The sequence below is a fragment of the Acinetobacter qingfengensis genome (assembly GCF_008693185.1).
Taxonomy (GTDB): domain Bacteria; phylum Pseudomonadota; class Gammaproteobacteria; order Pseudomonadales; family Moraxellaceae; genus Acinetobacter; species Acinetobacter qingfengensis.
On sequence record NZ_VXKN01000012.1, the window covers coordinates 82,532 to 108,767 of the forward strand.

The 26,236-nt window shown below is 38.0% G+C and carries 23 protein-coding genes; 14 read left to right on the forward strand and 9 right to left on the reverse strand.

Annotated elements, in window-relative coordinates:
• Positions 1-1,707, forward strand: a complete 1,707-nt coding sequence (gene recJ, locus F4V57_RS13405) for a single-stranded-DNA-specific exonuclease RecJ (RefSeq protein ID WP_070071070.1) — start codon at positions 1-3, stop codon at positions 1,705-1,707.
• Between the two features lie 72 nt (positions 1,708-1,779).
• Here the strand turns inward: recJ and F4V57_RS13410 are convergent, their stop codons facing one another.
• Complete coding sequence (locus F4V57_RS13410) at positions 1,780-2,562, reverse strand: putative porin (protein ID WP_070071069.1); 783 nt, start codon at positions 2,560-2,562, stop codon at positions 1,780-1,782.
• Between the two features lie 322 nt (positions 2,563-2,884).
• Between F4V57_RS13410 and prfB the strand changes: the two genes are divergently transcribed.
• The 3 genes from prfB to F4V57_RS13425 all read left to right on the forward strand — a co-directional run bounded on the left by prfB (position 2,885) and on the right by F4V57_RS13425 (position 5,487).
• Positions 2,885-3,980 (forward strand): peptide chain release factor 2 gene (gene prfB, locus F4V57_RS13415; RefSeq protein ID WP_141729298.1). Its coding sequence is split into 2 segments (ribosomal slippage): positions 2,885-2,956 and positions 2,958-3,980, totalling 1,095 coding nucleotides; the frame shifts between segments, so codons are not numbered across the junction.
• Positions 3,981-4,115: 135 nt separating this feature from the next.
• Positions 4,116-4,415 (forward strand): ArsR/SmtB family transcription factor, encoded by a 300-nt coding sequence (locus F4V57_RS13420; protein ID WP_070071067.1) that lies wholly within the window; start codon positions 4,116-4,118, stop codon positions 4,413-4,415.
• A 19-nt stretch (positions 4,416-4,434) separates the two neighbouring features.
• On the forward strand, positions 4,435-5,487 hold the full coding sequence (locus F4V57_RS13425; protein ID WP_070071066.1) for an alkene reductase: 1,053 nt from the start codon (positions 4,435-4,437) through the stop codon (positions 5,485-5,487).
• A gap of 171 nt (positions 5,488-5,658) precedes the next feature.
• Here the strand turns inward: F4V57_RS13425 and F4V57_RS13430 are convergent, their stop codons facing one another.
• Entirely contained in the window at positions 5,659-6,573 is a 915-nt protein-coding gene (locus tag F4V57_RS13430; RefSeq protein ID WP_070071065.1) for an AEC family transporter, read from the reverse strand.
• A complete protein-coding gene (locus F4V57_RS13435) occupies positions 6,566-7,501 on the reverse strand; it encodes a DMT family transporter (RefSeq protein WP_070071064.1) in 936 nt (311 codons plus the stop codon). The genes F4V57_RS13430 and F4V57_RS13435 overlap by 8 nt, the downstream gene beginning before the upstream one ends.
• A gap of 87 nt (positions 7,502-7,588) precedes the next feature.
• Here F4V57_RS13435 and F4V57_RS13440 point away from each other — a divergent pair, with 87 nt between their 5' ends.
• The 3 genes from F4V57_RS13440 (at position 7,589) to F4V57_RS13450 (ending at position 10,635) form a co-directional block, all read left to right on the forward strand.
• Entirely contained in the window at positions 7,589-8,461 is an 873-nt protein-coding gene (locus tag F4V57_RS13440; protein ID WP_070071063.1) for a LysR family transcriptional regulator, read from the forward strand.
• Positions 8,462-8,650: 189 nt separating this feature from the next.
• Positions 8,651-9,937: a 3-deoxy-D-manno-octulosonic acid transferase gene (locus F4V57_RS13445; RefSeq protein ID WP_070071139.1), complete on the forward strand. Its 1,287-nt coding sequence runs from the start codon at positions 8,651-8,653 to the stop codon at positions 9,935-9,937.
• Positions 9,934-10,635, forward strand: a complete 702-nt coding sequence (locus tag F4V57_RS13450; protein WP_070071062.1) for a 16S rRNA (uracil(1498)-N(3))-methyltransferase — start codon at positions 9,934-9,936, stop codon at positions 10,633-10,635. The genes F4V57_RS13445 and F4V57_RS13450 overlap by 4 nt, the downstream gene beginning before the upstream one ends.
• On the opposite strand, the gene F4V57_RS13455 is transcribed toward F4V57_RS13450, so the two are convergent.
• Positions 10,624-11,595, reverse strand: coding sequence for a mechanosensitive ion channel family protein (locus F4V57_RS13455; protein WP_070071138.1), 972 nt, complete (start codon positions 11,593-11,595; stop codon positions 10,624-10,626). The two genes, F4V57_RS13450 and F4V57_RS13455, sit on opposite strands and share 12 nt — an antisense overlap.
• Positions 11,596-11,711: 116 nt before the next feature.
• A complete protein-coding gene (locus F4V57_RS13460) occupies positions 11,712-12,293 on the reverse strand; it encodes a DUF805 domain-containing protein (protein WP_070071061.1) in 582 nt (193 codons plus the stop codon).
• A 347-nt stretch (positions 12,294-12,640) separates the two neighbouring features.
• On the opposite strand from F4V57_RS13460, the gene murD reads away from it, so the two are divergent.
• On the forward strand, positions 12,641-13,987 hold the full coding sequence (gene murD / locus F4V57_RS13465) for a UDP-N-acetylmuramoyl-L-alanine--D-glutamate ligase (protein WP_070071060.1): 1,347 nt from the start codon (positions 12,641-12,643) through the stop codon (positions 13,985-13,987).
• Between the two features lie 9 nt (positions 13,988-13,996).
• A complete protein-coding gene (gene ftsW, locus F4V57_RS13470) occupies positions 13,997-15,214 on the forward strand; it encodes a putative lipid II flippase FtsW (protein ID WP_081409295.1) in 1,218 nt (405 codons plus the stop codon).
• Between the two features lie 46 nt (positions 15,215-15,260).
• Here the strand turns inward: ftsW and F4V57_RS13475 are convergent, their stop codons facing one another.
• The 3 genes from F4V57_RS13475 to F4V57_RS13485 all read right to left on the reverse strand — a co-directional run bounded on the left by F4V57_RS13475 (position 15,261) and on the right by F4V57_RS13485 (position 19,308).
• Positions 15,261-17,699: a TonB-dependent receptor gene (locus tag F4V57_RS13475; RefSeq protein ID WP_081409294.1), complete on the reverse strand. Its 2,439-nt coding sequence runs from the start codon at positions 17,697-17,699 to the stop codon at positions 15,261-15,263.
• Positions 17,700-17,790: 91 nt separating this feature from the next.
• The gene (locus F4V57_RS13480; RefSeq protein ID WP_070071059.1) at positions 17,791-18,747 is read right to left on the reverse strand and encodes a FecR family protein; all 957 of its coding nucleotides are present in this window, start codon (positions 18,745-18,747) and stop codon (positions 17,791-17,793) included.
• A 48-nt stretch (positions 18,748-18,795) separates the two neighbouring features.
• Positions 18,796-19,308, reverse strand: coding sequence for a sigma-70 family RNA polymerase sigma factor (locus F4V57_RS13485; protein ID WP_070071058.1), 513 nt, complete (start codon positions 19,306-19,308; stop codon positions 18,796-18,798).
• A 275-nt stretch (positions 19,309-19,583) separates the two neighbouring features.
• Here F4V57_RS13485 and F4V57_RS13490 point away from each other — a divergent pair, with 275 nt between their 5' ends.
• From F4V57_RS13490 to F4V57_RS13510, 5 genes are all read left to right on the forward strand, one after another.
• On the forward strand, positions 19,584-20,480 hold the full coding sequence (locus F4V57_RS13490) for a LysR family transcriptional regulator (RefSeq protein ID WP_070071057.1): 897 nt from the start codon (positions 19,584-19,586) through the stop codon (positions 20,478-20,480).
• A 100-nt stretch (positions 20,481-20,580) separates the two neighbouring features.
• Entirely contained in the window at positions 20,581-21,666 is a 1,086-nt protein-coding gene (locus tag F4V57_RS13495) for an LLM class flavin-dependent oxidoreductase (protein ID WP_070071056.1), read from the forward strand.
• A gap of 12 nt (positions 21,667-21,678) precedes the next feature.
• Positions 21,679-22,665, forward strand: a complete 987-nt coding sequence (locus tag F4V57_RS13500; RefSeq protein WP_227515724.1) for an ABC transporter substrate-binding protein — start codon at positions 21,679-21,681, stop codon at positions 22,663-22,665.
• Positions 22,666-22,674: 9 nt separating this feature from the next.
• Complete coding sequence (locus tag F4V57_RS13505) at positions 22,675-23,241, forward strand: cysteine dioxygenase family protein (protein WP_070071055.1); 567 nt, start codon at positions 22,675-22,677, stop codon at positions 23,239-23,241.
• On the forward strand, positions 23,238-24,830 hold the full coding sequence (locus tag F4V57_RS13510; RefSeq protein WP_070071054.1) for a rhodanese-like domain-containing protein: 1,593 nt from the start codon (positions 23,238-23,240) through the stop codon (positions 24,828-24,830). The genes F4V57_RS13505 and F4V57_RS13510 overlap by 4 nt, the downstream gene beginning before the upstream one ends.
• A 59-nt stretch (positions 24,831-24,889) precedes the next feature.
• Here the strand turns inward: F4V57_RS13510 and F4V57_RS13515 are convergent, their stop codons facing one another.
• A complete protein-coding gene (locus F4V57_RS13515; RefSeq protein ID WP_070071053.1) occupies positions 24,890-26,188 on the reverse strand; it encodes a solute carrier family 23 protein in 1,299 nt (432 codons plus the stop codon).
• Positions 26,189-26,236: the final 48 nt, after the last annotated feature.

Sequence of the window (26,236 nt, forward strand, 5' to 3'; positions counted from 1 at the left end):
ATGGATAATATGCTTTTACAGCAAAGAGATTTAAAACAACCTTTGCAACAATATGAATATCTGGGCTCTACAACATTGGCCCGAATTTTATCGGCCAGAGATGTTGCCACAGATCAACTGGATTTACAGCTTAGATCTCTATTACAACCTGATTTAAAAGGCTTAACTCAAGCGATTACATTGATTGACCAGGCGATTGATGCACAGCAACAAATCCTTATTGTTGGGGATTATGATGTTGATGGCGCAACCAGTACTGCTTTGATGATACTTGCGTTGCAACAGATGGGCGCACTAGTACATTACATCGTGCCAGATCGCTTTAAATATGGTTACGGTCTAACACCTGCAATTGCTGATCTGGCGCATGAACGTTATCAGCCTGATTTATTGATTACTGTCGATAATGGTATCTCCAGTCATGCCGGCGTAGATCGTTGTCATGCACTGGATATGCAGGTGATTGTGACAGATCATCATTTAACCACTAAAGCGACGCCTGATGCAGAAGCTGTGGTGAATCCTAATCAACTTGGCTGCAATTTTGCCAGTAAATCATTGGCAGGTGTTGGTGTTGCATTTTATGTGCTAGCAAGTTTGGCATCACATCGACAAAAACAAGGTAAAACGAGCTGCAAATTGAGCCATTATCTGGATCTGGTTGCATTAGGAACTGTAGCTGATGTTGCCAAACTGGATTTTAATAATCGTATTTTAGTACAGGCCGGATTGAAAAAAATTCGCGAAGGGCAATGCCGTGCAGGAATATTGGCCTTGTTGGATCTTGCCGGAAAAAATCCACTACAATTACAGGCACAGGATTTTGGTTTTGTTCTAGGCCCAAGAATTAATGCCGCAGGCCGAATGGATAGCATGCAAATTGGCATTGAATGCTTATTGGCAGAAAATTTACAACAGGCATTTCCCTTAGCCTATCAACTGGATCAACTTAACCTTGAGCGGCGTCAGGTTGAACGAGGAATGCGTGAGCAAGCCTTTGATTATCTAGAACAGGTACAGCTTGATGGAGAGCAACTACCACAAGCCATCGTTTTATTTGAGCCAGAATGGCATCAGGGCGTCATCGGCATTGTTGCCGGACGTTTGAAAGAACATTTCCATCGACCAAGTATCGTCTTTGCACTGGATGAAGATGGTCAGCATTTAAAAGGTTCTGCCCGATCAATTGAGGGTATCCATATTCGTGATAGTATTGAAGCTGTCGCACAACAGCAGTCAGATTTGGTTAAATTCTTTGGTGGGCATGCAGCCGCAGCGGGATTAACCATTGAAAAAGAAAAATTTACACAATTCCAGCAATGCTTTATTGCACAGATTCAACACTATCATCCAGATATTTTTCACAGCAAGTTGTTGACGGATGGTGCTTTGGCAGAAAATGAATTTAACCTTGATTTTCTAGAAAAAATTCAAAATCTTGGACCTTGGGGGCAGGGATTCGAGGCGCCTGTATTTGATGGTATATTTGATGTTATGGATTATCAATGGCTTAAAGATATACATCTCAAATTAACATTAAAATTACCTTCTCATCAAATTGTGTCGGCGATTGGCTTTAATTACCTTGAAAAATTGAATGACACCAGAATTTCATCAAAAATTCGTCTGGCATTTACCTTGGAAAAAAATGAATTTCGTCAGCAAAGCCAATTACAGTTAAGAATATTATTTTTGCAAAATCTTTAAGAATTTTTATTTTCTCAATAAAATAGCGCTTCCGAAGAAGCGCTATTTAGAGTAAATAGGGTTATTCTTTAATTAGAAACGGTAGTTTGCACCAATCGTATAGGTATTATAATCATCACCGAAACCTAGGCGACCTTCAACACTTAAGTTTTGATCAAAGAATTTTTTGGCACGAATACCCCATTGGTCTTGATCAATGGCTTTATCTTTTTGGTAATCAGCACCGAAACTTAATGTCTTATCAATGTAATAGTCTGCGCCGGCAGAATATTGTTTGTTGTCATCGCTACCAAAGACACCACGTGCTTCTAAATTGATGTCATGGCCATTTTGTAGCGTAGTGACGTATTTTGCACGTAAAGTTGGATTAACATCATCATCACCATGTTCTGTATCATAACCTTGTGCACCGGCAGCAACCAATAAGCCAGGTGCCGGTAAATAACCAACTTCTGCGCCATAAGTTGTCGTTTTGGTATCAATATTTGTATTATCTACTTTATATTCGCTACGACCAACATTACCACTTAGATAAAAATCAGAATTTGGTACAAAGTATTCAGCGCCTACGCCATATTGTGTATTTTTGTTGCCACTATTGTCTGCGTATTTAACTTCAGCATTGACATTACTGGCACGGTCAAGGAATGCTGCCTCAGCCAAAGGAGAGTCTTTTACCTGTACCTGATTAAAATAATAAGTACCGTTCACACCGAACTGATTAAGATCTTTAGTGTTGTCATTATCAATACGGTTATAGTTACCACCCACCTCAGCTTGATAAGCATTGGCATTAATTGCTGCTAAAGATGCAGTGGCTGCTAATAATGCGGTCGCAATAGTTAACTTTTTCATAGCTTAATCCTCCAAAGCGGATTTATTAAATTTTTTGTTACAAATTCAGTCTAAATTAAAAAATCATAGCGTCAATTCATGATTTAGAATTTATAGTAATTTTATGTTATTTTAATTGCTTTCATTAATACTAAGTCTTTGATAAATAAAATAATATTTTTAAATGTAAAGATTATTATCATTATGTTAAAGTCTGTATTTCGGTGAATAGATGTACTACTTTTGACAATCCAAAAGAAAAGAAGCGATCGATTGACAGTAAATTTTGTCGGATTTAAAGCTATGCTAGAATAGTTTTCTTTTAACCAGTCTGTGTATTGTTATGGAAATTAATCCTTTTGTTTTACGTTTAAAAGACCTTTCAGATCGTGGCGGAATGTTACGGGGGTATCTTTGACTACGATCTGAAAAAGGAACGTCTAGAAGAAGTACTAAGAGAATTAGAAGACCCTGCAATTTGGAATGATCAGTCGCGTGCGCAGGCGATTGCCAAAGAAAAAGGGGCATTAGAGAATAGTGTTGGTGTTTTGGACAAACTTGCTGAACAATTGGTTGATGCCCAAGCCATGCTGGATTTGGCAATTGAAGCCGATGATGAAAGTTTACTGGATGATGTGACTGCGGAACTGGATTATGCAGAAGAAAGTCTGGCAAAACTGGAATTTCAGCGTATGTTTAGTAATCCGATGGATCCAAATCCGTGCTTTCTGGAAATTCAATCAGGTTCCGGTGGTACGGAAGCACAAGATTGGGCATCTATGTTGTTGCGTATGTATTTACGCTGGATTGAACGCCATGGTTTTAAAGGCGAATTGATGGAAGTATCCGATGGTGATGTTGCGGGTATTAAATCGGCAACGATCCGTGTTGATGGCGAGTTTGCTTTTGGCTGGTTGCGTACGGAATCAGGCGTACATCGTCTGGTTCGTAAATCGCCATTTGATAGCAATAATAACCGTCACACTTCCTTTGCGGCAGTTTTTGTTTCACCAGAAATTGATGACAATATTGAAATTGATATTAATCCATCTGATGTGCGAACGGATACCTATCGTGCTTCTGGTGCAGGTGGTCAGCATATTAACAAAACCGATTCTGCGGTGCGTTTAACCCATATGCCAACCGGTATTGTGGTTGCCTGCCAAAACCAGCGTTCGCAACATGCCAACCGTGATACAGCATGGAAGCAGTTACGTGCCAAATTGTATGAACTGGAAATGCAGAAACGTAATGAAGCTGCACAGGCTCTGGAAGATTCCAAGTCCGATATTGGTTGGGGGAGCCAGATTCGTTCCTATGTACTGGATGATTCCCGTATCAAGGATTTGCGTACCAGTGTTGAAACGTCGAATACCAAAGCTGTTTTGGATGGTGATCTTGATAAGTTTATCGAGGCCAGTTTAAAACAGGGTCTGTAAGTAATATCATTTGAAGGCTTATTCAATTCAATTGTTTGTATATCGTAAAAAATAGATTTAAAAATCGAAAAAATACGATATATTAATGTTGGACGTTGAATAAGGCTTCTTTATTTAAATGTGTGCCAGAAAATTATGGATACGGATGCAATTTTTAAAGCTTTGGCTAATCCAATGCGACGACAGATATTGCAATGGTTAAAATCACCAGAGCAGTTTTTATCTGCCGATGAATGTGGTGGATTTGAAAAAGGTGTATGTGCAGGACAGATTGAAAAATTGGGACAATTGTCCCAGTCAACCATGTCTAATCATCTTTCCGTATTACAACAAGCTGGTTTGGTGACTGTGCAAAAACATGGACAATGGTCATATTTCTCCCGTAATGAAGCCTTGATTCAGCAATATTTAGATGTGCTAAAAAATACGCTATAACTAGAGTAAAGAGGTTGACATGGCAGACTTACTTGATTCATTAAAACTGGGCGATCTTCTCCTTAAAAATCGATTAGTACTGGCACCTTTGACACGTTCCAGATCAGGCGATAGTCGTGTACCCAATGATCTCAATGTTGAATATTATCAGCAACGTGCTAATGCAGGATTGATCCTTACGGAAGCCACTGTGATTAGCCCGTCTGCTGTAGGCTATGCCAAAACACCGGGATTATATAATCAGCAGCAAGTGTATGGCTGGAAAAAAGTCGTTGATGCCGTACATCAACAAGATGCCAAAATTTTTGTGCAACTTTGGCATGTTGGACGTATTTCTGATCCTGAATTATTAAATGGTGAAACACCTGTTTCTGCCAGTGCAATTAAACCTGCTGGTCATGTTAGCTTGTTACGTCCAAAACGTGAATATGTGACGCCTCGAGCATTAGAAATTAATGAAATTCAGGCAATTGTAGCAGATTATAAACACGCCGCAGTATTAGCCAAAGAAGCCGGTTTTGATGGGGTAGAATTACATGCGGCCAATGGTTATTTAATTGATCAATTTTTGCAAACTAAAACCAATCATCGTGAAGATGAATATGGTGGTTCGGTTGAAAATCGAGCTAGATTATTACTACAAGTTGTAGATGCTTTTATTGAAGTTTGGGGCGCTGATCGTGTTGGTGTGCATTTAGCACCGCGTAGAGATGCACATGATATGGGTGATGATGATCCACGTGGAACATTTGGCTATGTTGTAGAGCAATTAAGCCAGCGACATATTGCCTTTATTTTTGCACGGGAATATCAGGCAGAAGACAGTTTAAGTCCATATTTACGTCCGAAATTTTCCGGTGTATGGATTGCCAATGAAAATCTGACGCCTGAATCTGCCAAAAAAATTCTGGCAGATGGTGAAGCCGATGCGGTATCGTTTGGTAAAGCCTACATTGCCAATCCGGATTTATTAGATCGTCTAGTCAAAAATGCACCTTTAAATGAGCTTAATCCTGAAACCTTATATGCAGATGGTGCAGAAGGTTATACCGATTATCCAGCGTTGAAATGATTGCTGGAATAGGGTTAGTTTTGACTTAAGTCAGAAATTGAACTTCATTAAAATAATACATTTAGGTGTGTTATTTTAATGAATTGAAAGCATAAATGATTTTATAAAAAATGTTAAAAATTTAGTTTTCCTATAAGTTTTTTATACTATCATTTTATATACTGTAAAATATTACTTGAAGTTTTCTATTAAATACATGATAACAGGCAATGAGATAAGACATAATAACGTCTGTAAGCTAATAATTCCTGCCATTAATTCATGATCACCACCTAGAACCTTTGTGAGTACATAGGCAGATGAAGCAGTTGGAATTGAAAAGAAAATAATAATTGCGATAAGGCTTGCAGAGTTTAAAATAAAAAATGAACTAATTAATATTGTAAATAATGGTATTAAAAACAATCTAACGATACTAATAGATAATGATCTTATAAAATTCTTTCTAATAACGTCAAAGTTTATTGCTGCACCAACACATAATAATCCTAGCATCAAACTACTGGTAGATAAAATGCTTAATAAATTATCAAATCCAATCCAGATTTTTATAGAAAAATAATTAAATCCAATCCCAATTAAACATGAATTAATTAAAGGATTTTTAATTAAAGAATAAAAAATATTTTTTAAGTTTAAATTATGTTTTGATGTTAAAGATAAGATAGAAATAACGTTAACAAATGGAATTGCTATAGCAAGTATGCTAACGAGAATAATCCTTATTTGTTCGTCTGGTAGTGTTAATGCAATGGAAAGTCCAAGATATGTATTAAATCTAATTAGACTTTGAATATATACCCCCATCTGCTTCTCTGAAACTTTTTTTATGATTGCTAATAAATATGAAAATATAATAATCACAAACATAACAATAAATATAATAATTAAAATTGATTTGATTCCAGCTACATCATCCTTGGCATTAGCTAAAGATGAAAAAAGTAATGCAGGGAACAATATATAATAATTTAATTTTTCTGCACCTTCCCAAAAGTTAATATTAAAAAATGACTTATATTTAAAGTATAGTCCTAATAACATTAGAGATATAGGAGGGGTAAACATCGAAATTAAATCAAGCATTAGATTTAACTCCATGATCTGTATTTTTATTTAGATCTAAATTATCTCTTTTATTGGTGAGCAATACGCCAGAAAAGCAAAGAACTCCACCAATTAACATAGACAATGTAATAGGCTCATTTAAAATGAAAAAAGATAATAAAATAGCAAACACAGGAACTAAATTATTAAAAATAATGGTTCTGGATGTGCCTATTTTTGCAATACCCTGCATATACCAAATAAATGCTAATACTGTTCCAAAGGCACCAAGATAAATAATGCTTAAACATGTACTAAATTTAAAATTTAAAGTTTGCCATTGTTGTATTTTGGGTATGGAACTAATCAATAGAAAAAGTGTTCCCCAAAGTGTAGAATAAGTGGTCATTATTAAAGGCGATAAAAATTTTGATTGTCTACAAAGTAGAGTATATATCACCCAACTTAAGACAGCCCCACTCATCATTAACTCACCTACACCAAAGGAACTACTCAATTGAGAAAACAGTTGACCTTTAGTAACAACAATTAGAGTGCCTAAAAAAGCGATGATGACGCCATAGTAATTTAAAACTGCTAACTTTTCCTTGAAAAAAAATCGTGCAGCAATCACGGTAAGTATCGGAGATAAACTTACAAATAATGCTGTTCTTCCTGCTTCCATATGTGACAAAGCATTGAAGAAAAAAATGTTATATGTGAATACGCCTGTTAAGCCCATTCCGGCAGCAAGGAAGTGCTGGGATAAGCTAATTCTTTTGAAAGAGCCTTCTACTTTGACAAGGATGATGATGAGTAATGCCGAAGCAATCATAAATCTCAATAGTGCAGCAGCATAAGGAGGAATATCTGCCGCAACAATTCTGCCAGCGATGAATGTTCCTCCCCATAGGAGAGCAACACAGGTGAGTTTTAAGTAGATCAACATATCGGATTTTAGAATCATGAATATATCAATTTAGCTTGAATTTTTTGTATTTTATTACTAATAATTAATCATGATAAAATGAGCTTTTACTCATATATAGCGCGCATGACATTTGTACAATTGGAAGTATTTTCAGTTTTAGCAGAACTAAAAAGTTTTACTCTAGCTGCCAAACAGCTAAAAATTTCACAGTCAGCAATTTCTCATGCACTGAAAGCCCTTGAACAACAATGGAACGTGCGTTTATTTCATCGTAATAAAAATGAAGTAGAAATCACCGAGATTGGATATGAATTGCTGATTTATACTAACGAAATATTAAGCAATTCTAGTGTTTTGACTCAAAAAATATCTGACTTTCATGGATTTAAAGCAGGGAAAATAACCATAGGCTCGTTTGGTGCTTCATCTTCAAATGTACTAATTCCTTTAATTTTGAAAAAATTTACTGTGAAATATCCAAATATAGAAATTTTTATTAAAGAAGGAACAGACAAGCAAATTGCACAATGGTTAACAGAAAGAAAAATTGATGTTGGTTTTGTTGTCTTGCCTGAAGATCATTTTGATACATATCCTATTATTGAAGATATTTTTGTTGCATTAATACCAAAAAATTTAACTCTTTCTCAAAAGCAATCTATCACCTTGAAAGAAATCGTCCAGTATCCATTTTTGATGACAGCAGCAGGGAGTGAGCAACATGTGAATCAAATATTTAGACAGGCTAATTTAAATCCTATAATTAAGTGTCATTTTTCTCAAATTTTAACCATCATCAATATGGTAAATAATAATATGGGTGTATCTATTGTTGCGGATATGGCACTCAATAAAAATTTATTAGAATTATATCCTAATGTTAGTAAACATCCATTGTCACCGAATATCAAAAGATCCATAGGACTTGCGGTAAAAAGTAAAAATTATCTTTCACCAATCATTAAAGATTTTATTGAAATAGCACAGTCTATTTAATTCTTTCACTTAAATAAGTTTTTTGAATACGTGCGAAGATGTTTATCGGTACAGATAAATTTTAATGTTTTTAAGCCACTAAATTTAGGCAGTGCTTTCTTTCATGGCAGATGCTCATTTTAATCTATGTATTTGCCTAATCTAAGCTTGTGCTATACTTTTTATGGTAAAAAAAAACAGGGATTGATCTTGACCACTCCGCTTTGGTACAACTCTTTATTGACATTAATCAAACCTTTATATCGTCTGCGCGTAAAACAACGTTTTGGGCATTTAGATGATTATCAGCAGGAAGTCGATGAGCGTTTTGGGAATTTTCAGCCTGTAAAAAATAAAAATACCATTTGGTTTCATGCTGTATCGGTTGGTGAAACCAATGCAGCCCAACCTTTAATTGAACATTACTTAAAATTGGGGCAGGCGGTTTTGGTCACCAATACTACACGTACCGGGCAGGCTCGAGCCAAATCCTTATTTGCCGAAAAATATCCGACATTGTTTCAGGCAGTCTATTTGCCGATTGATCAAAAGCACTTGATTGAAAAGTTTGTGGTTTTAAATCAGCCCCGTATTTTATTGTTGATGGAAACTGAGCTATGGCCTAATTTATTGAGCATTGTACATCAACATCATATTCCGCAATTATTATTAAATGCCCGACTTTCCGAAAAATCGGCCAAAGGTTATGGCAAATTTCAGCGTTTAACATTCCCGATGTTACAGCAGTTGGATTGGATTGCGGCACAGGATCAGGCAACATTTGATCGGTTTCACCATTTAGGTAAATCTCAAAGTGAAATGAGTGTAGTTGGTAACGTGAAATTTGATATTACTGCACCAAAACATTTTATTCAGCAAGCCAGTCAATTGCGACAGGAATGGCAATTACAACAGCGAAAAATAATGGTGTTGGCCAGTACGCATGCGGCAGAAGAGCAACAAATTTTGGCTGCGTTAACTTCTGCTTTATTCAAGGACAAAGATCTATTATGTATTGTGGTGCCACGTCATCCTGAACGTTTTGATGCGGTTTTTACTGAGATTGAAAAACTTGGCTTAAAAGCCCATCGTCGTAGTTTAGGCCAGACCATCGAGCCTGATACACAGGTTTATCTTGCCGATTCAATGGGTGAGCTATGGTTGTGGTATGCATTGGCACAAGTCGCCTATGTGGGTGGTTCATTAAATGAGCCGGGTGGTGGACATAATATTCTGGAACCAATTGCATTAAATGTGCCGACCATATTAGGGAAAAATTATTTTAATTTTCAGCATATTATTGATGAGTTTGTAGAGCATGATGCAGTCAAGGTTGTTCAGAATACGGATGAAGCAGCGCAAATTTTGCTGGATTTATTCGACAATCAGGCACAACGAGATCAGATGAATCAGCAGGCACAACAAATTTTGCAAGCAAATCAAGGGGCATTGGCACAGCATATTGCATTGATTGATCGGTATCTGGTTGCACAATGAATATTGTGTTATTGGCAAAACAAGCTGATCAGCATGAATACTGTATTCGGGATCCACGACAAATTCAGCATTTAAGGCAACATCTTGATGTAAAAATTGGTGACTGTTTAAAAGTTGGTATTCAGGATCAGGAGCGATTTGATGCCCGAATTATTAGAATTGAAATACATGAGATCTGGATTGAACGGCTGTCCAAACAGGTTATTCCAGCTAAAATCCCTGTAACCTTAATCGTAGCACTACCTAGACCCAAGGTTTTACGTCGCTTAATTATGGACAGTGTCACTTTGGGCGTAGAAAAAATTGTACTCATGCACAGTTATCGCGTCGATAAAAGTTATTGGCAGAGCCCTTTTTTGGAGCAATTACCACATTATGTTCAGTTGGGGCTGGAGCAGGCTGGTGACGTAATGGCGCCAGAAATTATTCTGGAAAAACGCTTTAAGCCATTTGTGGAAGATCGTTTAGCACTTTGGACACAACAACATCCGACATTTGTAGGACATCCTTATACGGATCAAAGTATGCCTTATGCCTACAATCAGCCTTGTCAGGTTGTAATTGGACCAGAAGGGGGATTTATCCCTTATGAAATTGATCTACTGAAAGAAAACGGTTGCCAGATTTATCATTTGGGCAACCGTATTTTACGTACAGAAACAGCAATTCCAGTGATTCTATCCAGATTATTTATTTAATGTAGTTTCTGGTTGAATGGATACAGGCTGAGAAATATGTAAATCCTGAATTGGATAAGGAATCGAAATACCTTTCTGGTCAAATGCCTTTTTGACAGCCAGCTGAATTTCACTAATCGATTCTGTGGTTGTGGTTGCACCTGTATCTACCCACCAGCGAATCATCAGATTGATAGAGAAATCAGCCAGGGTTGATACCTGTACCGTAAAGGCCGGATCTGTCAGCACATTTAGATTATCATTTAAGACCTCATGAACAATTGCAGAAGCTTGATCAATATCTGCATCGTACCCAATCCCAACGACAAATTCACAACGGCGCTGTTGATAGGCAGTATTGACTGTAATGGCACTGGTGTACACTGTAGCATTTGGAATGACGATGCTACGACCATCTGCGGAACGTAAAAATGTTGCACGAATCTGAATATCTTCTACTGTACCTTCCAGACCGTTAACCAAAATAGTATCGCCAATACGAAACGGTTCACTTAATAGAATCAGTACACCAGACAGTAAATTCTGGAAAATATCTTTAAAGGCGAAACCAATTGCAACCGAACCGATCCCTAACGCACTAATGAGTTGCCCTGGTGAGAAACCCGGAATAATAATAACCAGAGCAATTAAAAAACCAAAAAATAGAATAAAGGTACTGCCTACACGATGTAGAACCATTACCAAATTTTGTCGTGTATTGGAGCGCTTTAATAATGCCTTGGTAATAAATGCCTTAAATAATTTGGACAAAAACCAGAAAATTAAAAAAACAATCAAACCCGAAATAATGTAAGGCACACGTTCCCAAAATCCATCAATCATTTTATTCATGGTGGTATAGGCATCATTGTAGATGTGCGCTTGTTGAATGACGGTTTCAGTGGTTTTCTGTCCCGCATTTTGGATAAATTGTGAAGTTTGTTCGGTCACTTCTTTTAATGAGGCTTTTTCGTCACTCACTACAGGGTTCTCATACAATAAATTAAGTTGTGTATTGTGCCGTAAATTTTTGGAGAAAGGATGTGTTTTTAACTCGCAATTACGCATTTAAACGCATCCCATACAACCATTTAGGATTAAAGCACAGTTGTATTCTCTTTAGGCATAACTTCCAGCGAAGGGATGGATGGATTATCCATTAAAGTGCCAATGATCATCGCATATAGACCAATAAATAACACAATAAGAATAATGTTGATCCAAGCCAATACTTTTTCCCATGATTCAGAAGCTCGAGGCGCGCCAAAACGATTGATACCTTTGGTGCCCGGAACAAACAATAACATCAGCATGACAATGAAATTAACCAGTGGCACAAAAAATAGTAAAACACACCAGCCATTTAAATTAAAATCATGGAATCTTTTGATAATAATAAACAAATTGATAAAGAAAAAAGTCAGCATGATGGCAATAAAACCCAAATAAAATGCGCCAAATGATGCTGTTGATAATATATTTTGTTGACTAGACAATTGGTTATAAAATGCAGTAGCAAAACCAGTAAAAATTGCCATTGCGATAATAATCACATAAAAGACAATATTAATTAGAAAATTCCATCCAAGATAACTCAGGCGGCTTAAACGTCCTTCGGTTGAAAATAAACGAAAGGCAGGATTTGTTGTTGTAGGAAAAGGCGGTGGAGTATTTTGCATTGTCTGGCACTCATATTTTATTTAATTCTGTTCAACAGCTTAGCATAATTTTAGGTTTGACTAAATCATTGTCTATCACATGATAGGCATTCACGTTGTGCTAAAACAGCTTATATCTTTTTAAGCACAGGCGAGAATATACAGACATTGATACTTTGCTAAGATGCAATATCATCATCACTCCTAATATTAAATGATCAAGATAACACCAGCGTTTAAAAACAAAAGATTCAGTTAAACACTATTCTTTCAAGACGAAAAAATCAGTGAAAAACTGTAAATATGACAGTATTTAAATAGACAAAGTGCTACCATTTTCCCAGTTTAAAATAATGATGTAGGTCGATATGTTAATACAGCGTGGCGGGTTAAAAGTTGTTGCGGGACTGGGAATTTCCGGAGTTGCATCAGTGAATTATTTTTATCGTAAGGGATATCAGGTTGCTGTTACAGATTCCCGGACTTTACCGCCAGGTCACGACAAGATTCCACAAGATGTGGTCAGCAGTTTTGGGAAACTGGATGAAGAATTATTATTACAGGCAGAAGAAATTATTTTAAGCCCAGGACTTGCACCACAATTACCAGAAATTCAAGCTGCAATTGCCAAAGGTATTCCAGTCATTAGTGATATTCAGGTTTTACATCGTGATTGTAAAATTCCCATCGTTGCCATTACTGGATCAAATGCCAAGAGTACAGTGACCACCCTGGTTGGTGAAATGGCAAAAAATGCAGGTAAAAAGGTTGCTGTTGGAGGTAACCTTGGACGACCAGCATTGGACTTATTAGAAGATCATCCGGAATTGATTGTTTTGGAATTATCCAGTTTCCAACTTGAAACGACAACCAATTTAGGCGCACAGGTTGCTGTTGTATTGAATATGAGTGAAGATCATCTGGATCGTCATGGTGATATGGTGGGTTATCATGCAGCCAAGCATCGTATTTTTCAGGGATGTAAAAGTTTTGTATTCAATCGCGATGACGGTTTAACACGTCCTTTGGTGGCAGATCAGATACCATCGATCAGTTTTGGACTGAATGCCCCGGATCTTAAACAATATGGCATATTACGTGATGCTCAGGGACACATGTTCTTGGCACGTGGTACAGAGCGCTTATTGGATAGCAGTGCAATGTATATTCAGGGCAGTCATAATATTGCCAATGCACTGGCTTGCCTAGCCTTGGGCGAATCGATCGGATTACCGTTGGACGTGATGTTAGATACCCTAAAGCACTTTAAGGGGTTGCAACACCGATGCCAATATGTCGATGAAAAACAAGGGGTACGTTATTATGATGATTCTAAAGGAACCAATGTTGGTGCAACTCTGGCTGCGATTAACGGCTTAGGACAAGCTTTGGCCCCAAAACATGCAAAAGTCGTATTGATTTTAGGCGGGCAGGGCAAAGGACAGGACTTTTCTCCTTTATCTGCTGCGTTAGTGAATTATGCACGTCATGTGGTGTTGATTGGAACAGATGCAACGTTGATTGAGGCTACATTAGATCAGACAATCTCACGTAGCCATGCAGTAACTTTACAGGAAGCTGTTACGCAATGCCAACAACAGGCACAAGCGGGTGATGCAGTATTATTATCTCCGGCATGTGCCAGTTTTGATATGTTTAAAAGCTATAATGATCGTGGGCAACAATTTGTCCAGTATGTACACAATCTGACTTAGACCATGATAATGAAAGAATCCATATTAAATAGGGCGCAGGGTGTCCAGCAGCGTATTGAGCAGGCAGTTTTAGCGTTGATGCAGAAATTGCCCAAAGAGATTACAGCACGTAATACATTGATTTTCTGTGTGTTGGCTCTACTGTGTATTGGTACAGTGATGGTGGCCTCAGCTTCTATGCCCTATGCTGAACGTTTGCATGAAAATTCCATGCATTATGTGGCTAGACATCTGATGTATCTGGTGGTTGCATTTGGTGCCGCTATTACTGCCTATCAGATTAAATTAAAAAATTGGTTTGGCAAAATGCCGGTATTGATGTGGCTGGGCACGGCTATACTTTTAATTCTGGTTCTGCTCATTGGACGAGATGTTAATGGATCAACACGCTGGTTAAATATTGCTGGCTTTACTTTACAGCCTTCTGAAATTGCCAAGTTCGCCATGGCGGTTTTTACTGCGGATTATGTGGTTCGTCGTGGTGGTGAAGTCAGGGAAAGTTTGGTCAGTTTATTACGCTTGAGTATTCCTGTTGGAACAACGGTTGCATTGATCATGTTAGAACCGGATTTAGGCGCATCAGCTGTGATTGTCTGTACAGTTGCGCTAATTTTCTTTCTGGCAGGCGCACCTGTTAAAGCCTTACTGAGCGTGATTGGGGTTGTGGTTGCTTTTCTTACCACATTTATTTTGATTGAACCTTATCGGTTACGCCGAATGCTATCTTTCTCCAATCCTTGGGAAGATCCACAGGGGGCAGGTTATCAGTTATCACAAAGTTTAATGGCTTTTGGTCGTGGTGAATGGTTGGGAACAGGGCTTGGTCATAGTGTACAAAAACTGGCTTATTTACCTGAAGCGCATACTGACTTTATGTTGGCAGTAACAGCCGAAGAACTTGGTTTTGTCGGAATCAGCCTGATTTTTAGTTTGTCCTTTTTGATGGTGGCATGTTGCATGCGTATTGCGCATCGTGCATTAAATAATCAGCATTTGCGTAGTGGTTATCTTGCTTATGGAATTGCAATTATTTTCTTTCTGCAAATTTGTGTAAATGCAGGCATGAATATGGGATTAATTCCAACCAAAGGTTTAACTTTGCCATTTATTAGTTATGGTGGATCATCGTTATTGATTTGTGCTTTCATGATGGGTGTGATGTTTAGAATTGATCGGGAAACACAAGCCGTGAATACTCCTGAACGCATTAAACAGGGCATGAATTAGACACAAGAATCAGGCTGGAATTTCCAGCCTGATTCTTTATTAGGTTTTAAAAATCTACTGTTGCAGATAAAGCTAAAGTACGTGGGGCACCTAAAGCAATTGTGCTATATGATGCAATGCCGGACCAATATTTTTTATTAAATGCATTGAGCAAATTAGCACGTAAAATGACCTCTTTATTGGCAATTTTGGCAGTATAGCGGGCATTTAAATCTACTTTACTCCATGACGGTAGATATTGGGTATTTGATTGATTGATAGGTTGTTGATCAACATAGCTAAAATGCCCACCAATGACTAGAGGAAGGGTGGAGAATGTCCACTCTGCGCCAAGATTAGCCTGCCATTCAGGTACACCTACAGCCTGATTTCCTTGAGTACTTTCACTGTTGGTTTTCGTAAGTTCCGCATCAATATAGGTTAGATTGGTATACGCTGAAAGTGCTGAAGTTAATGTTGAGCGAACGCTTAACTCTACACCTGTATTTTGTTGTTCGGCATTACTGGAATAGTAGCCATTGATTAATTGCCCGCTAGGCTTGGTAATTTGAAATGCATTTAGTGAGGCAAAATTTCGATTATCATCATATTTAATCCCAATTTCGTATTGTTTTGCTTTATACGGTGCAAAAACTTCTCCTGAATTCAGCGCAGTATCGGGTGCTGTATCACCTTTACTTAGCCCTTGAATATGATTTGCATAAATTGAAAGATTATCATTGATTTTATAAACTGCTGCCACTAAAGGGGTTAAGGCATGTTCACTATATTTAGGCGTTGAACTAGTATAGTTCTGGGATTCAACATATTGTTGCCTTAAGCCTAAAGTCAGTAAAAATTTTTGATCAAACATGGATAATGTATCTGCGATACCAAATCCTGATAAATTAGAGCGTGAATTTAACGGTGCAGATTCAGGAATATTAAGATTTTGAACAGTTTGTGTAACAGGTGAATAAAGATTGGAATAGACCGTAGGTCCACTCGGAAGACTCATTGCATATTTATCTTGATATTTATTGGCTTGAAAAACAATTTCATGCGCAATATTTCCGGTCTTAAAATGACTTCTTAAACCTGTATCGATGGTAAATCGATCTACGTTAAAAATACCATAGCGCATTGCAGATTGTGTATCACCAGCTTCGTTAATAATCGAAATGGTTTGATCTGATAAACGTTCTACTCGAGATTGCGCACCACCAATATTTAGAAAAAATGCATGATTATCATTAAGATGATATGTGTTATGAGATGCAAAAGAAGTATCTTTTACCGTTGACCATCCCCATGGCTGAGCCGCACTATATTTACCATCAGGTGCAGCAGGTAAGGACACATTTGCACTTAAATAATAAGGACGAACAGGATTGTCAAAATGCTCACGTTGCCAAACAAGATCAATCGTGGAATCTAATTTGTTATTTTTATAATCCAATGCAAGAGCAATGGTTGATAATTTTCTGGATTGATTTTTAATGGCTGTATCGCCATCGTGATGACTAACATTCAGGCGAGCGCCAAATTGTTTTTCATCACCAAAACGCCGACTTAAATCTGTATGTACTCCTATGTTGGAGTGACTCGTATAATCTGTAGTGATACGATTTAGATCGTTCGTTGTAGCACGTTTAGGGACGATGTTGATGGCACCTCCGACACCGCTATTGGGTGACATACCGTATAACATGGCACTTGGGCCTTTAAGTACTTCAACACGATCTATATATGAAGTAAGTAAGCGATAATTGGGTGCTACACCATATTGTCCATCCCATGCAATTTCACCTAAATTCCCTTCACCAATCGGAAATCCGCGAATCATAAAAGAATCCAAAAAACCGCCTGAAGAATGTGTGGATTGTATTGAAGCTTCTTTTGCAAGAGCGTCTGCTACAGTAATGGCATGTTGATTTTCGATAGATTCGGCCGTGTAACTGGAAACATTAAAAGGAATATCAATAATTTTTTTGGTTCCTAATAATCCCATTCGACTGTTTTGAGCAATTTGCCCATCAAAAACGGTATCCTGATTTGCCTCTACAGTAAGCGCAGGTAGTTGAGCAACAGTTTGAGGGGTAGAATTTCCTTTTGCATTGACATCAATCTGTTTAAGTTCTCCGACATAATGTGGCCGGTCGGATGACTGAGCTTTACTCACTAAAAGATATCCATTTGCAGTTTTTTGGATGCGGTAGGGCGAGTTTGTCAGAATTTGTTGAAAACCCTGTTCTATGGTGTAGCGACCAGACAAACCGGAGCTTTTAAAGCGGCTCACGGTAGCCTGATCAAATGCTAGAGATACGCCCGCCTGTGCAGCAAAACGAGTGAGAACCTGATCAAGTGCCGCTGCCGGAATTTGATAAGATTGCACAGCAGTGGTGTCTTGTGCATTGGCAATGTTAGTCGCTGTAACACCTAAAATTCCACAAATAAGAAGACGGTGAATGGTCTGTGTTAATGGCTTAATTTTGAGCAATCCCATTTTATCTGTACTCCAATGTTATAAAAATGATGTGCTATATAACATTGACAATTGAAGTTGTGGAAAGTGCCAAAATTAAGCCAAAAATTTTTTAATCAATTTTTGAAAGTTTAATTTTTTTGCCAAAGATGCTGTGATTTATATTGAGATGGTAGGCATTACCCAAAGACGCCAGTAGACTGTTTAGATCCTGAGTTGGGTAAGTGCCCGAGATAATTAATTTTTCTAATTCAGGAGAAAACTCAACATGAACACCGTAATTTTTTTCAATCGCTAGGGCAAACTGTGCCAAAGACATACGGTCAGCCACGATTAAACCATTCCGCCAAGTGTAGTTTAGAGGCTCAATCGATTGTGCCATCTGAATTTGCTTTGCATTAAACTGGATTTTTTGTCCAGCGTTAAGCTTCAATTGTTGCCCATGCTGATTTTTAATCAGTACAGCATGTTCAAGCACAGCAACTTGGGTTTGATCTTTGCGTTGTTCTACATCAAATTGTGTGCCTAATGCCTGAATAGAACCATATTTACCTAAAACTTTAAATGGACGATGATATTCAGTTTGATCCTTGGCAGTAGTGATATAGATCTCACCATAACGTAGTGTGATGTTACGCTCGGTTGTTGTGTACTGTACATCTATGGCTGTTTTACTGTTCAGTATGATTTGTGTACCATCTTCCAGTATAATTTTTTGTTGTTCGCCATAAGCTGTACGATAATCTGCGAATATTGCTTGCTGTTGCGCATAAAAAGCGGCGATAGACAGCGTGCTGCAACATAGTACAAGAACTAAGAATTTACTTAGATATTTTTGTTGTCCCTGATCATCCAAAACTTGCTGTTTAATGACATACGGTGTATCGGCCAGACATTTTTGTAATTGTATAGCCTGTTGCCATGCCAGCTGATGCGCTGCACTTTGACTTCTCCATTGTTCAAATACCTGTTGTTTTTTTGCGGATAAAGGTGCTTCCTGTATTTCAACTAACCATTCTGCTGCTTCAGCAATGATTTCTGGTTTGATGTTGACCGAATGATCCGACAAATTGGTATACCTTTAGTGTTGAATAAACAGAGCGACTCTATGTAAGCCTTAGTCCATTTGCATAATGGTTAAACAGCAAATAAAAACCTGTTTCATTTCACGTTTAACCGTTGTTAATGAGATCTCAAGTTTCTCGGCAATTTGTTGATAGTTTAGTTCATAAATCTGCGACAATTGAAAAATCTGTTTTTCTCGAGAGCTTAATTGATTAAAAGCTTGATTAATATTAAATAAAGTTTGGATGGCAATAAGTTCTTCTTCAGCAGAAGGGCAATATTCAGATTGAGTTTGTGCAAGTGTTTCATAATAAAGTTGCTCAATATGCTTTCTGCGCCAAAAATTAATTGCCAGATTTTTTGCCACTGTGGTGAGCATCGAACGTGGCTGGCGATAATGGGATTCTTGTTGTTGTAATAATTTAATGAATGTTTCATGTGCAATATCTGCGGCATCACAATGGTTTCCCATTTTTTTACATAACCATGCATAAAGCCAGCCATGATGTTGTACATATAGCTCCTCAATAAATTGTGAAGTGGATAACCGGGTGGAAGAGTGCATAGAGGGATTATCAGATAATAATAATTATCATTTTAATATTGAATAAAACACTTGCCAAGTAGTTTTAAAAAAGGATGAGAAAATATGATATGTATTGAAATGGCTAAAGTGATGATTAAAAAATAATGTATAGTCTTTTGCAAAAATGAACCAAAGTTATATTTATTTAAAACATAGAGAAATTAATGTAAAAAGGGTGGTTGCTGTATTGATCTTTATCGATAAGAATATTTGGAAATTTTTTGCTCTATCATCGTACTGGATGTTTTTCATATATGAAAATAGAAGATATTGAAGCTTTTGTCGCATTTGTTGAGTTGCAAAGTACTACACTTGCTGCGGATAAATTAAATGTCTCGCAACCTTCGGTGAGTAAAAGAATTCAGAATCTGGAGGATGATTTGGGGCTAGATTTATTTGATCGTCGTTCTAGACCATTAAAATTAACCCAACAAGGCGTGGCAATTTATCAGCAATCTCAGCAAATTCTGCAACAACTCTTGCAATTTAAGAGCCTTGCTGGTGCTTTAAAGTCTGAAAATAAGAAAATAAGATTGGGTATTGCCACCAGTATTGCTGATATTTGTTTGTTGCATTTATTGGATTATATGAAACTACATTATCCACACATCCAACTGGAAATTTTTACTGGCTGGAGTGTGGATTTAATGCAGCGATTTAAGTTACAGCAACTTGATCTGGTGATTTTAACCAGTAGCCATTTTTCAAAGATCGATTCCTCAATTGTAACGACTTTGATTGCCCCGTTAAATATTGTGCCCGTTGTATCAAGATTATTGCAGAGCAGCAGCATTCAATCGATTGAAGATTGTCAGCAAATTGGTTGGATTCTAAATCATGAGGGCTGTGGTTATCGGGCTTATTTGTCGGATTATCTTGTACAACATAATTTAATTCCAAACATCAAAATAGAAATTACCGGAACACGTAATCATGCCGAGCTTCTGACAAAAGGATTGGGCGTTGGTTTGATGCCAAAACAAGTTGTCGAATCTTCTTTGTATGCACAACAATTGACGGTAATAGAACCTGATTTTTTCTCATTTGAAGTAATGTTATTTGCTGCGATACAACCTGACTTGGCAAATATTTATGCTGCTTTATTAACTGAATTATCACAACAAGTCCGAAAAATTCTAGGACTGCCATAGTATTCCATAATTTAATATTAAATTATCATTTATATTTATTTTTAGAATTTTAATGACTGGAGTATGCTTACTCTCAATGAATAAAGTGCATGAGATGAGCATGGCAATACAAATTCTTGGAATGATTTGGCATCGTGAAGCATCCGAAATTATTCCTGCACAAACTGCTTTTGATAAAAATTATATCGGCCGTATTGCAAGAGCGCATGAAGATGCAGGCTTTGATCGTATTCTGGTTGGGTACTGGTCAGATCAGGCCGATGGTTTCTTAATTACGGCACATGCTGCAGCACAAACATCAAAAATCAAATTTTTACTGGCACACAAACCGGGTTTTGTGGCGCCTACAGTTGCAGCAAGAAAACTGGCTACACTTGATCAGTTAATTGATGGACGTCTGGCAGTTCATATTATTTCTGGTGGTAATGATATTGATCAACGTAAGGACGGGGATTATCTGGACAAAATTCAACGTTATGAGCGTAGTGACGAATTCTTGGATATCCTCAAAAAAAGCTGGTACAGCAAGCAGCCTTTTTCTTATCAAGGTCAATATTATCAGGTTGAAGATGCTTATGCTGAAATTCAACCTTTTCAAAAGCAAATCCCGATTTACTTTGGTGGATCTTCTGAAATTGCCTTAAAAATTGCGGCAAAGCATGCAGATGTTTATGCATTATGGGGAGAGCCTTTAGCTGGTGCGCAGGAACATTTAAAGAAATTAAGTCCTTTACTTGAGCAATATCAACGCCAATTGGCTTATAACATTTCTTTTCGCCCCATTATTGCAGATACCGAAAAACAAGCATGGGAAAAAGCGCAGGATATTTATCAATTGGCCAAAAAACAAATTGAAGATTTAGGCTTTAAAGATACACGGCGTAAACCTCAAAGCACAGGTGGAGAACGATTAATTGCTGCTGCAAAACAGGGAGAAATACTGGATCGTAATTTATGGACAGGAATCACTTCATTGGTACAGGGTAGCTATAACTCAACAGCTTTGGTGGGTACAGCAGAACAAGTGGCGGATTCCATTGCCAATTATTATGCATTGGGAATCCATAGTGTTTTGATTCGCGGTTTTGATCCAGTTCAGGATGCACTGGATTATGGAAAAACATTATTGCCTACTTTACGTGAAAAAACGGCATTGATTGATCAAAGAATATCAGAAACGGTTTAATCGGGAAAATTTATGATGAAGAAAAAAACCATAACGATTGTGGGTGTAATTCTGACCACATTAACCTTAACAGCATGTTCAAAAAAAGACGAAACGCATACCGCAGCGAGTCAGGATAAAGAAAATCGTTCAGAGATCGTACTAAGAATTGGCGATCAAAAAGGAAATATGCGGGCTCAACTTGAAGCATCGGGTGTTTTAAAAGGCATTGATTATAAAATTAACTGGTATGAATTTCCTGCTGCTGCACCGGTTGCTGAAGCTTTGAAGGTCGATGGTATTGATTTAGGTTATCTGGGTGATGCCCCATTTTTATTTGCAAATGCTAATGGCGGTACAGCAAAAGCAATTGCTGTGTATAAATCTGATCCATATCCAGTGGCATTATTGGTACGCAATGATAGCTCAATTCAATCAGCCAAAGATTTAAAAGGTAAAACAGTGACAGCCAATCAGGGCTCGATTGGACAATTGGTCACTTTGAGGGCAGTGGAACAAGCAGGGCTAAAGGCTACTGATGTGAAGTTCAGATTTTTGCCTCCTGCCGATGGCAAACTTGCTGTTGCCAATGGTTCAGTTGATGTTTGGGCTGTTTGGGATCCTTATACAGCCTATGCCGAGCTAAAAGATCATTTTCGAATTATTGCCAATGGCCGAGGCTTATATTCAGGTTACACCTTTCTTGCTGCTACAGATAAATCCTTACAGGAGCAACAAAAGCGGAAATCTATTCAAGATTTTATTTATCGCCTTAAACAATCACAAGAATGGGCCACTCAAAATGCCGATGAATTTGGACAGGAATATGCCAAAATTACCGGCTTACCAGAAGATGTCGGTAAACTTGCTTTTAAGCGTCGTAATGCTTCGTGGGAACCTATTGATGCAGATGTGATCAAGACTTCACAGGAAACAGCAGACTTTTACACCAAGCATAAGCTGATTAAACAACAGTTTAATGTATCCAATTCATTTGATACATCATTTAAGGTTAAATAAAGGTGAATCATGAGTTTGGTGACGGGTCGTTTTAAAGCATTGATTGACAAAATTGAAAGTTCTCTCGCACAGAACTTGGCAGATACTTTGATTATTGAATCTTTTATTCCGGAATTTAAAGCATTACTTGCAGATATTCATTGGTTACCTGAAATATTTCAACATTCAGATCCACAGCATTATCAGCAATATTTACTTTATAAAGATCCGCAAGTGCGTTTTTCCATTGTAAGTTTTGTCTGGGGGCCGGGACAGAAAACCCCAATTCACAATCATGAAGTTTGGGGAGCTGTAGGTGTTATTCAAGGTGCTGAAATTTCCCAACGGTTTGCCTGGAAAGAGCAAAAATTACGACCAGTCGCGTCAGGTGATGTCCTGCAAGTTGGTGATATTGACTGGTTTACACCAGCATCAGGTGATGTTCATCAGGTGAGTAATGCTTTTGCAGATCAAGTTTCTATTAGTATTCATATTTATGGTGCGGATATTGGTCAGGTGAAACGTTTTACCTACAGTCCAACCGGTGAGGCAAAAGTATTTATTTCAGGATATTCAAATAAGGAATTGAGAAAATGAATAAGGTAAATCAAAGTTTTGCAACGATTAAAAACAAATTATTAAAACGCCAGGAAATTGCGTTAGTCGATGTACGTGAAGAAGACTTATATGCCAAAGGACATCCATTGTTTGCTGTAAATATTGCTTTTTCGCGATTGGAAATCGAAATTTTGAACAGAATTCCTCGTTTGAATACCGATATTGTATTGTACGATAATGGCGAGGGATTGGCACAACAGGCATATCAAAAATTACAGGATTTGGGGTATCAAAACCTCAGTCTTCTGGAAGGTGGCGTGAATGGCTGGAAAAATGCTGGAGGAGAATTATTCATTGATGTAAATTCCGCCAGTAAAGCCTTTGGCGAATGGGTGGAGCATTATAAGCAGACGCCATCTTTAAGTGCTGAGGAAGTAAAACAACTTCTTGAACAGGATGACAATGTGGTCGTGCTTGATGCTCGCCGATTTGATGAATATCAGACCATGAGTATTCCTGGTGGAATTAGCGTTCCGGGCGCAGAATTAGTACTGCGTGCGCAAGATATTGTTAAAGATCAGCAAACAAAAATCATAGTGAATTGTGCTGGACGAACACGTAGTCTGATTGGTACGCAATCTTTGATTAATGCACAGATTCCACATCAGATTTATGCACTGCGTAATGGTACCATTGGTTGGACATTGGCCAGACAGCAACTTGCCATCCAGCAAAATAAACAATATCAAGATTTCCCTGCAAGCGCTGATAGACAGAATATTCTGGAGAATGCCAAAAATGTTGCACAACGGGCAGGCGTCCGCAGCATTGACTATGCTACGCTGAAAACTTTAACGCAAGAACCGGAACGTACAACTTACCTTTTTGATGTACGTTCTGAAGCAGAATATATTGCTGCTTATTTACCCGAAAGCCGCTGGATTGCAGGTGGGCAATTGGTACAGGAAACCGATCATTATGCCAGTGTAAGAGGCGCCAGAATAATCCTGATTGATCCTGAACGGATACGTGCCTATATGACCGGATCATGGTTGGCACAAATGAACTGGGAAGTATATGTGCTTGAAGATGATTTCTCGGCGTTATTGACAGAATCAGGCGTATGGGTACCAAAAACGCCGGCAATTACCATCAATGATTATCTTCAGCCAGCACAGTTAAATGCATGGTTAGAGGAAGGTCTGGCGTTGACACTTTTGGATTTTACCACCAGTGCCAATTATAACAAAGGTCATATTGCAACGGCACAATGGGCTTTGCGCAAAGATATTGCAACTTTATTTGGTCAGAATAAAATCAGTACAGATCATCCTGTGGTTGTAACCTGTGGGAGCAGTTTATTGGCACAATATGCTGTCGCACAGATTCAGGCATTTACACATCAACCGGTATATGTATTGCAAGGTGGCAATGCTGCATGGAAAGCAGCAGGATTCGCCATTGAAACTGGACAGGGTAACTTGTTATCTGAACCGATTGATCGTTATAAACGTCCTTATGAAGGTACAGACAATTCTGAACAAGCCATGAATGACTATCTCGAATGGGAATATGGTTTGGTGCAACAACTTAAACAAGATAATACACATGGCTTTTTTGTGGTGTGATGGCTTTTGAATCACAATAGGAAGCTTATCTGCTTCCTATTTTTTTACATCAAAAGAGATTAATCTGCATCTTTTAGGCTAAATAACCAGTTGAGAAGAATAGCAGCAAATGTTGCTGTTCCAATGCCTCCCAGATTAAAACTACCAAGTATTAATTCAAAATTACCTGCGCCTAAAATAATCGTAACTGCTGCAACCACAAGATTTTTATTTTTGGAGAAATCAACTTTATTTTCCAGCCAGATTTTGGCACCGGCAATTGTGATCAGGCCAAACACCATAATCGATGCACCGGTTAAAATTGCCACAGGAATTGTACTGATGATTGCGCCAAATTTTGGTGATAAGCCTAGAAAAATTGCAAACAAACCTGCGATAACAAAAATTAAAGTAGAATAAACACGAGTAATTGCCATTACACCAATATTTTCACCATAAGTGGTCATTCCTGGACCACCAGCACTCCCGGAAAGAGAAGTAGCCAGACCATCTGCAATAAATGCTTTGCCCATCTGCGGCATCAGATTTTCACCAGTCATTGCACCCACAGCTTTCAGATGTCCTAGATTTTCGGCCACTAAAATTAATGCCACTGGTGCAATAATCAAAATTGCATTCAAATCAAAATGTGGTGATGCATGCAAGTTGGGTAAACCAAACCATGCAGCTTGATTAATTACCGAAAAATCAATGGCTTTTCCTAGGCCTAAACCATTGGTCAAAACAGCGTAAATAATATAGGACAAGATTAATCCAAGTAGCAGGAGTAAGCGTTGAAATAATCCCTTGGTGAATACGGCAATAATACCCATACATAACACAGTGAACAGTGCCATCCATAAGTCAAATACATTACCTGCCACACTTTTAATCGTGACTGGTGCCAGATTTAAACCGATAATCATCACTACAGCACCTGTAACAACAGGTGGCATCATTTTTTCAATCCAGTGTGTACCGGTTACCATGACGATTAAGCCTATAACAGCATAAAACAGTCCACAGACAATGATTCCACCCATTGCAACATCAAGATTGGGATTGGCACCAGATCCAGTCACATGACCGGTGGCTGCTGCAACCACCCCAATAAAGGCAAAACTGGAACCAAGATAACTGGGAACTCGACCACCTGTGAAGAAGAAAAATAAAATGGTGCATATTCCGGATAATAAAATTGCCAGATTAGGGTCAAATCCCATCAGCAAGGGTGCAAGTACGGTGGCACCAAACATGGCAAAAGCATGTTGGATCCCTAAAACAATACTTTGCCCCAAAGGTAAATATTCGTTGGTGGCAACAGGACGTGCCTGTGCATGCCCCTGATAAGGTTGCCATTTGGGAAACCAGTTTGACATAAATCATTCTCTATCATTTTATTGTTACTATGATACCGATAGCCGATA

Excerpts from the sequence above, each read along its gene's own strand:
- F4V57_RS13495 (WP_070071056.1), top strand. The coding sequence starts at position 20,581 with ATGGCAATACAAATTCTTGGAATGATTTGGCATCGTGAAGCATCCGAA.
- F4V57_RS13460 (WP_070071061.1), bottom strand. The coding sequence starts at position 12,293 with ATGCAAAATACTCCACCGCCTTTTCCTACAACAACAAATCCTGCCTTT.
- F4V57_RS13410 (WP_070071069.1), bottom strand. The coding sequence starts at position 2,562 with ATGAAAAAGTTAACTATTGCGACCGCATTATTAGCAGCCACTGCATCT.
- F4V57_RS13500 (WP_227515724.1), top strand. The coding sequence starts at position 21,679 with ATGATGAAGAAAAAAACCATAACGATTGTGGGTGTAATTCTGACCACA.
- F4V57_RS13515 (WP_070071053.1), bottom strand. The coding sequence starts at position 26,188 with ATGTCAAACTGGTTTCCCAAATGGCAACCTTATCAGGGGCATGCACAG.
- F4V57_RS13485 (WP_070071058.1), bottom strand. The coding sequence starts at position 19,308 with ATGCACTCTTCCACCCGGTTATCCACTTCACAATTTATTGAGGAGCTA.
- recJ (WP_070071070.1), top strand. The coding sequence starts at position 1 with ATGGATAATATGCTTTTACAGCAAAGAGATTTAAAACAACCTTTGCAA.
- F4V57_RS13510 (WP_070071054.1), top strand. The coding sequence starts at position 23,238 with ATGAATAAGGTAAATCAAAGTTTTGCAACGATTAAAAACAAATTATTA.
- F4V57_RS13440 (WP_070071063.1), top strand. The coding sequence starts at position 7,589 with ATGACATTTGTACAATTGGAAGTATTTTCAGTTTTAGCAGAACTAAAA.
- F4V57_RS13490 (WP_070071057.1), top strand. The coding sequence starts at position 19,584 with ATGAAAATAGAAGATATTGAAGCTTTTGTCGCATTTGTTGAGTTGCAA.
- F4V57_RS13475 (WP_081409294.1), bottom strand. The coding sequence starts at position 17,699 with ATGGGATTGCTCAAAATTAAGCCATTAACACAGACCATTCACCGTCTT.
- F4V57_RS13420 (WP_070071067.1), top strand. The coding sequence starts at position 4,116 with ATGGATACGGATGCAATTTTTAAAGCTTTGGCTAATCCAATGCGACGA.
- murD (WP_070071060.1), top strand. The coding sequence starts at position 12,641 with ATGTTAATACAGCGTGGCGGGTTAAAAGTTGTTGCGGGACTGGGAATT.
- ftsW (WP_081409295.1), top strand. The coding sequence starts at position 13,997 with ATGAAAGAATCCATATTAAATAGGGCGCAGGGTGTCCAGCAGCGTATT.
- F4V57_RS13505 (WP_070071055.1), top strand. The coding sequence starts at position 22,675 with ATGAGTTTGGTGACGGGTCGTTTTAAAGCATTGATTGACAAAATTGAA.
- F4V57_RS13450 (WP_070071062.1), top strand. The coding sequence starts at position 9,934 with ATGAATATTGTGTTATTGGCAAAACAAGCTGATCAGCATGAATACTGT.
- F4V57_RS13435 (WP_070071064.1), bottom strand. The coding sequence starts at position 7,501 with ATGATTCTAAAATCCGATATGTTGATCTACTTAAAACTCACCTGTGTT.
- F4V57_RS13425 (WP_070071066.1), top strand. The coding sequence starts at position 4,435 with ATGGCAGACTTACTTGATTCATTAAAACTGGGCGATCTTCTCCTTAAA.
- F4V57_RS13430 (WP_070071065.1), bottom strand. The coding sequence starts at position 6,573 with ATGCTTGATTTAATTTCGATGTTTACCCCTCCTATATCTCTAATGTTA.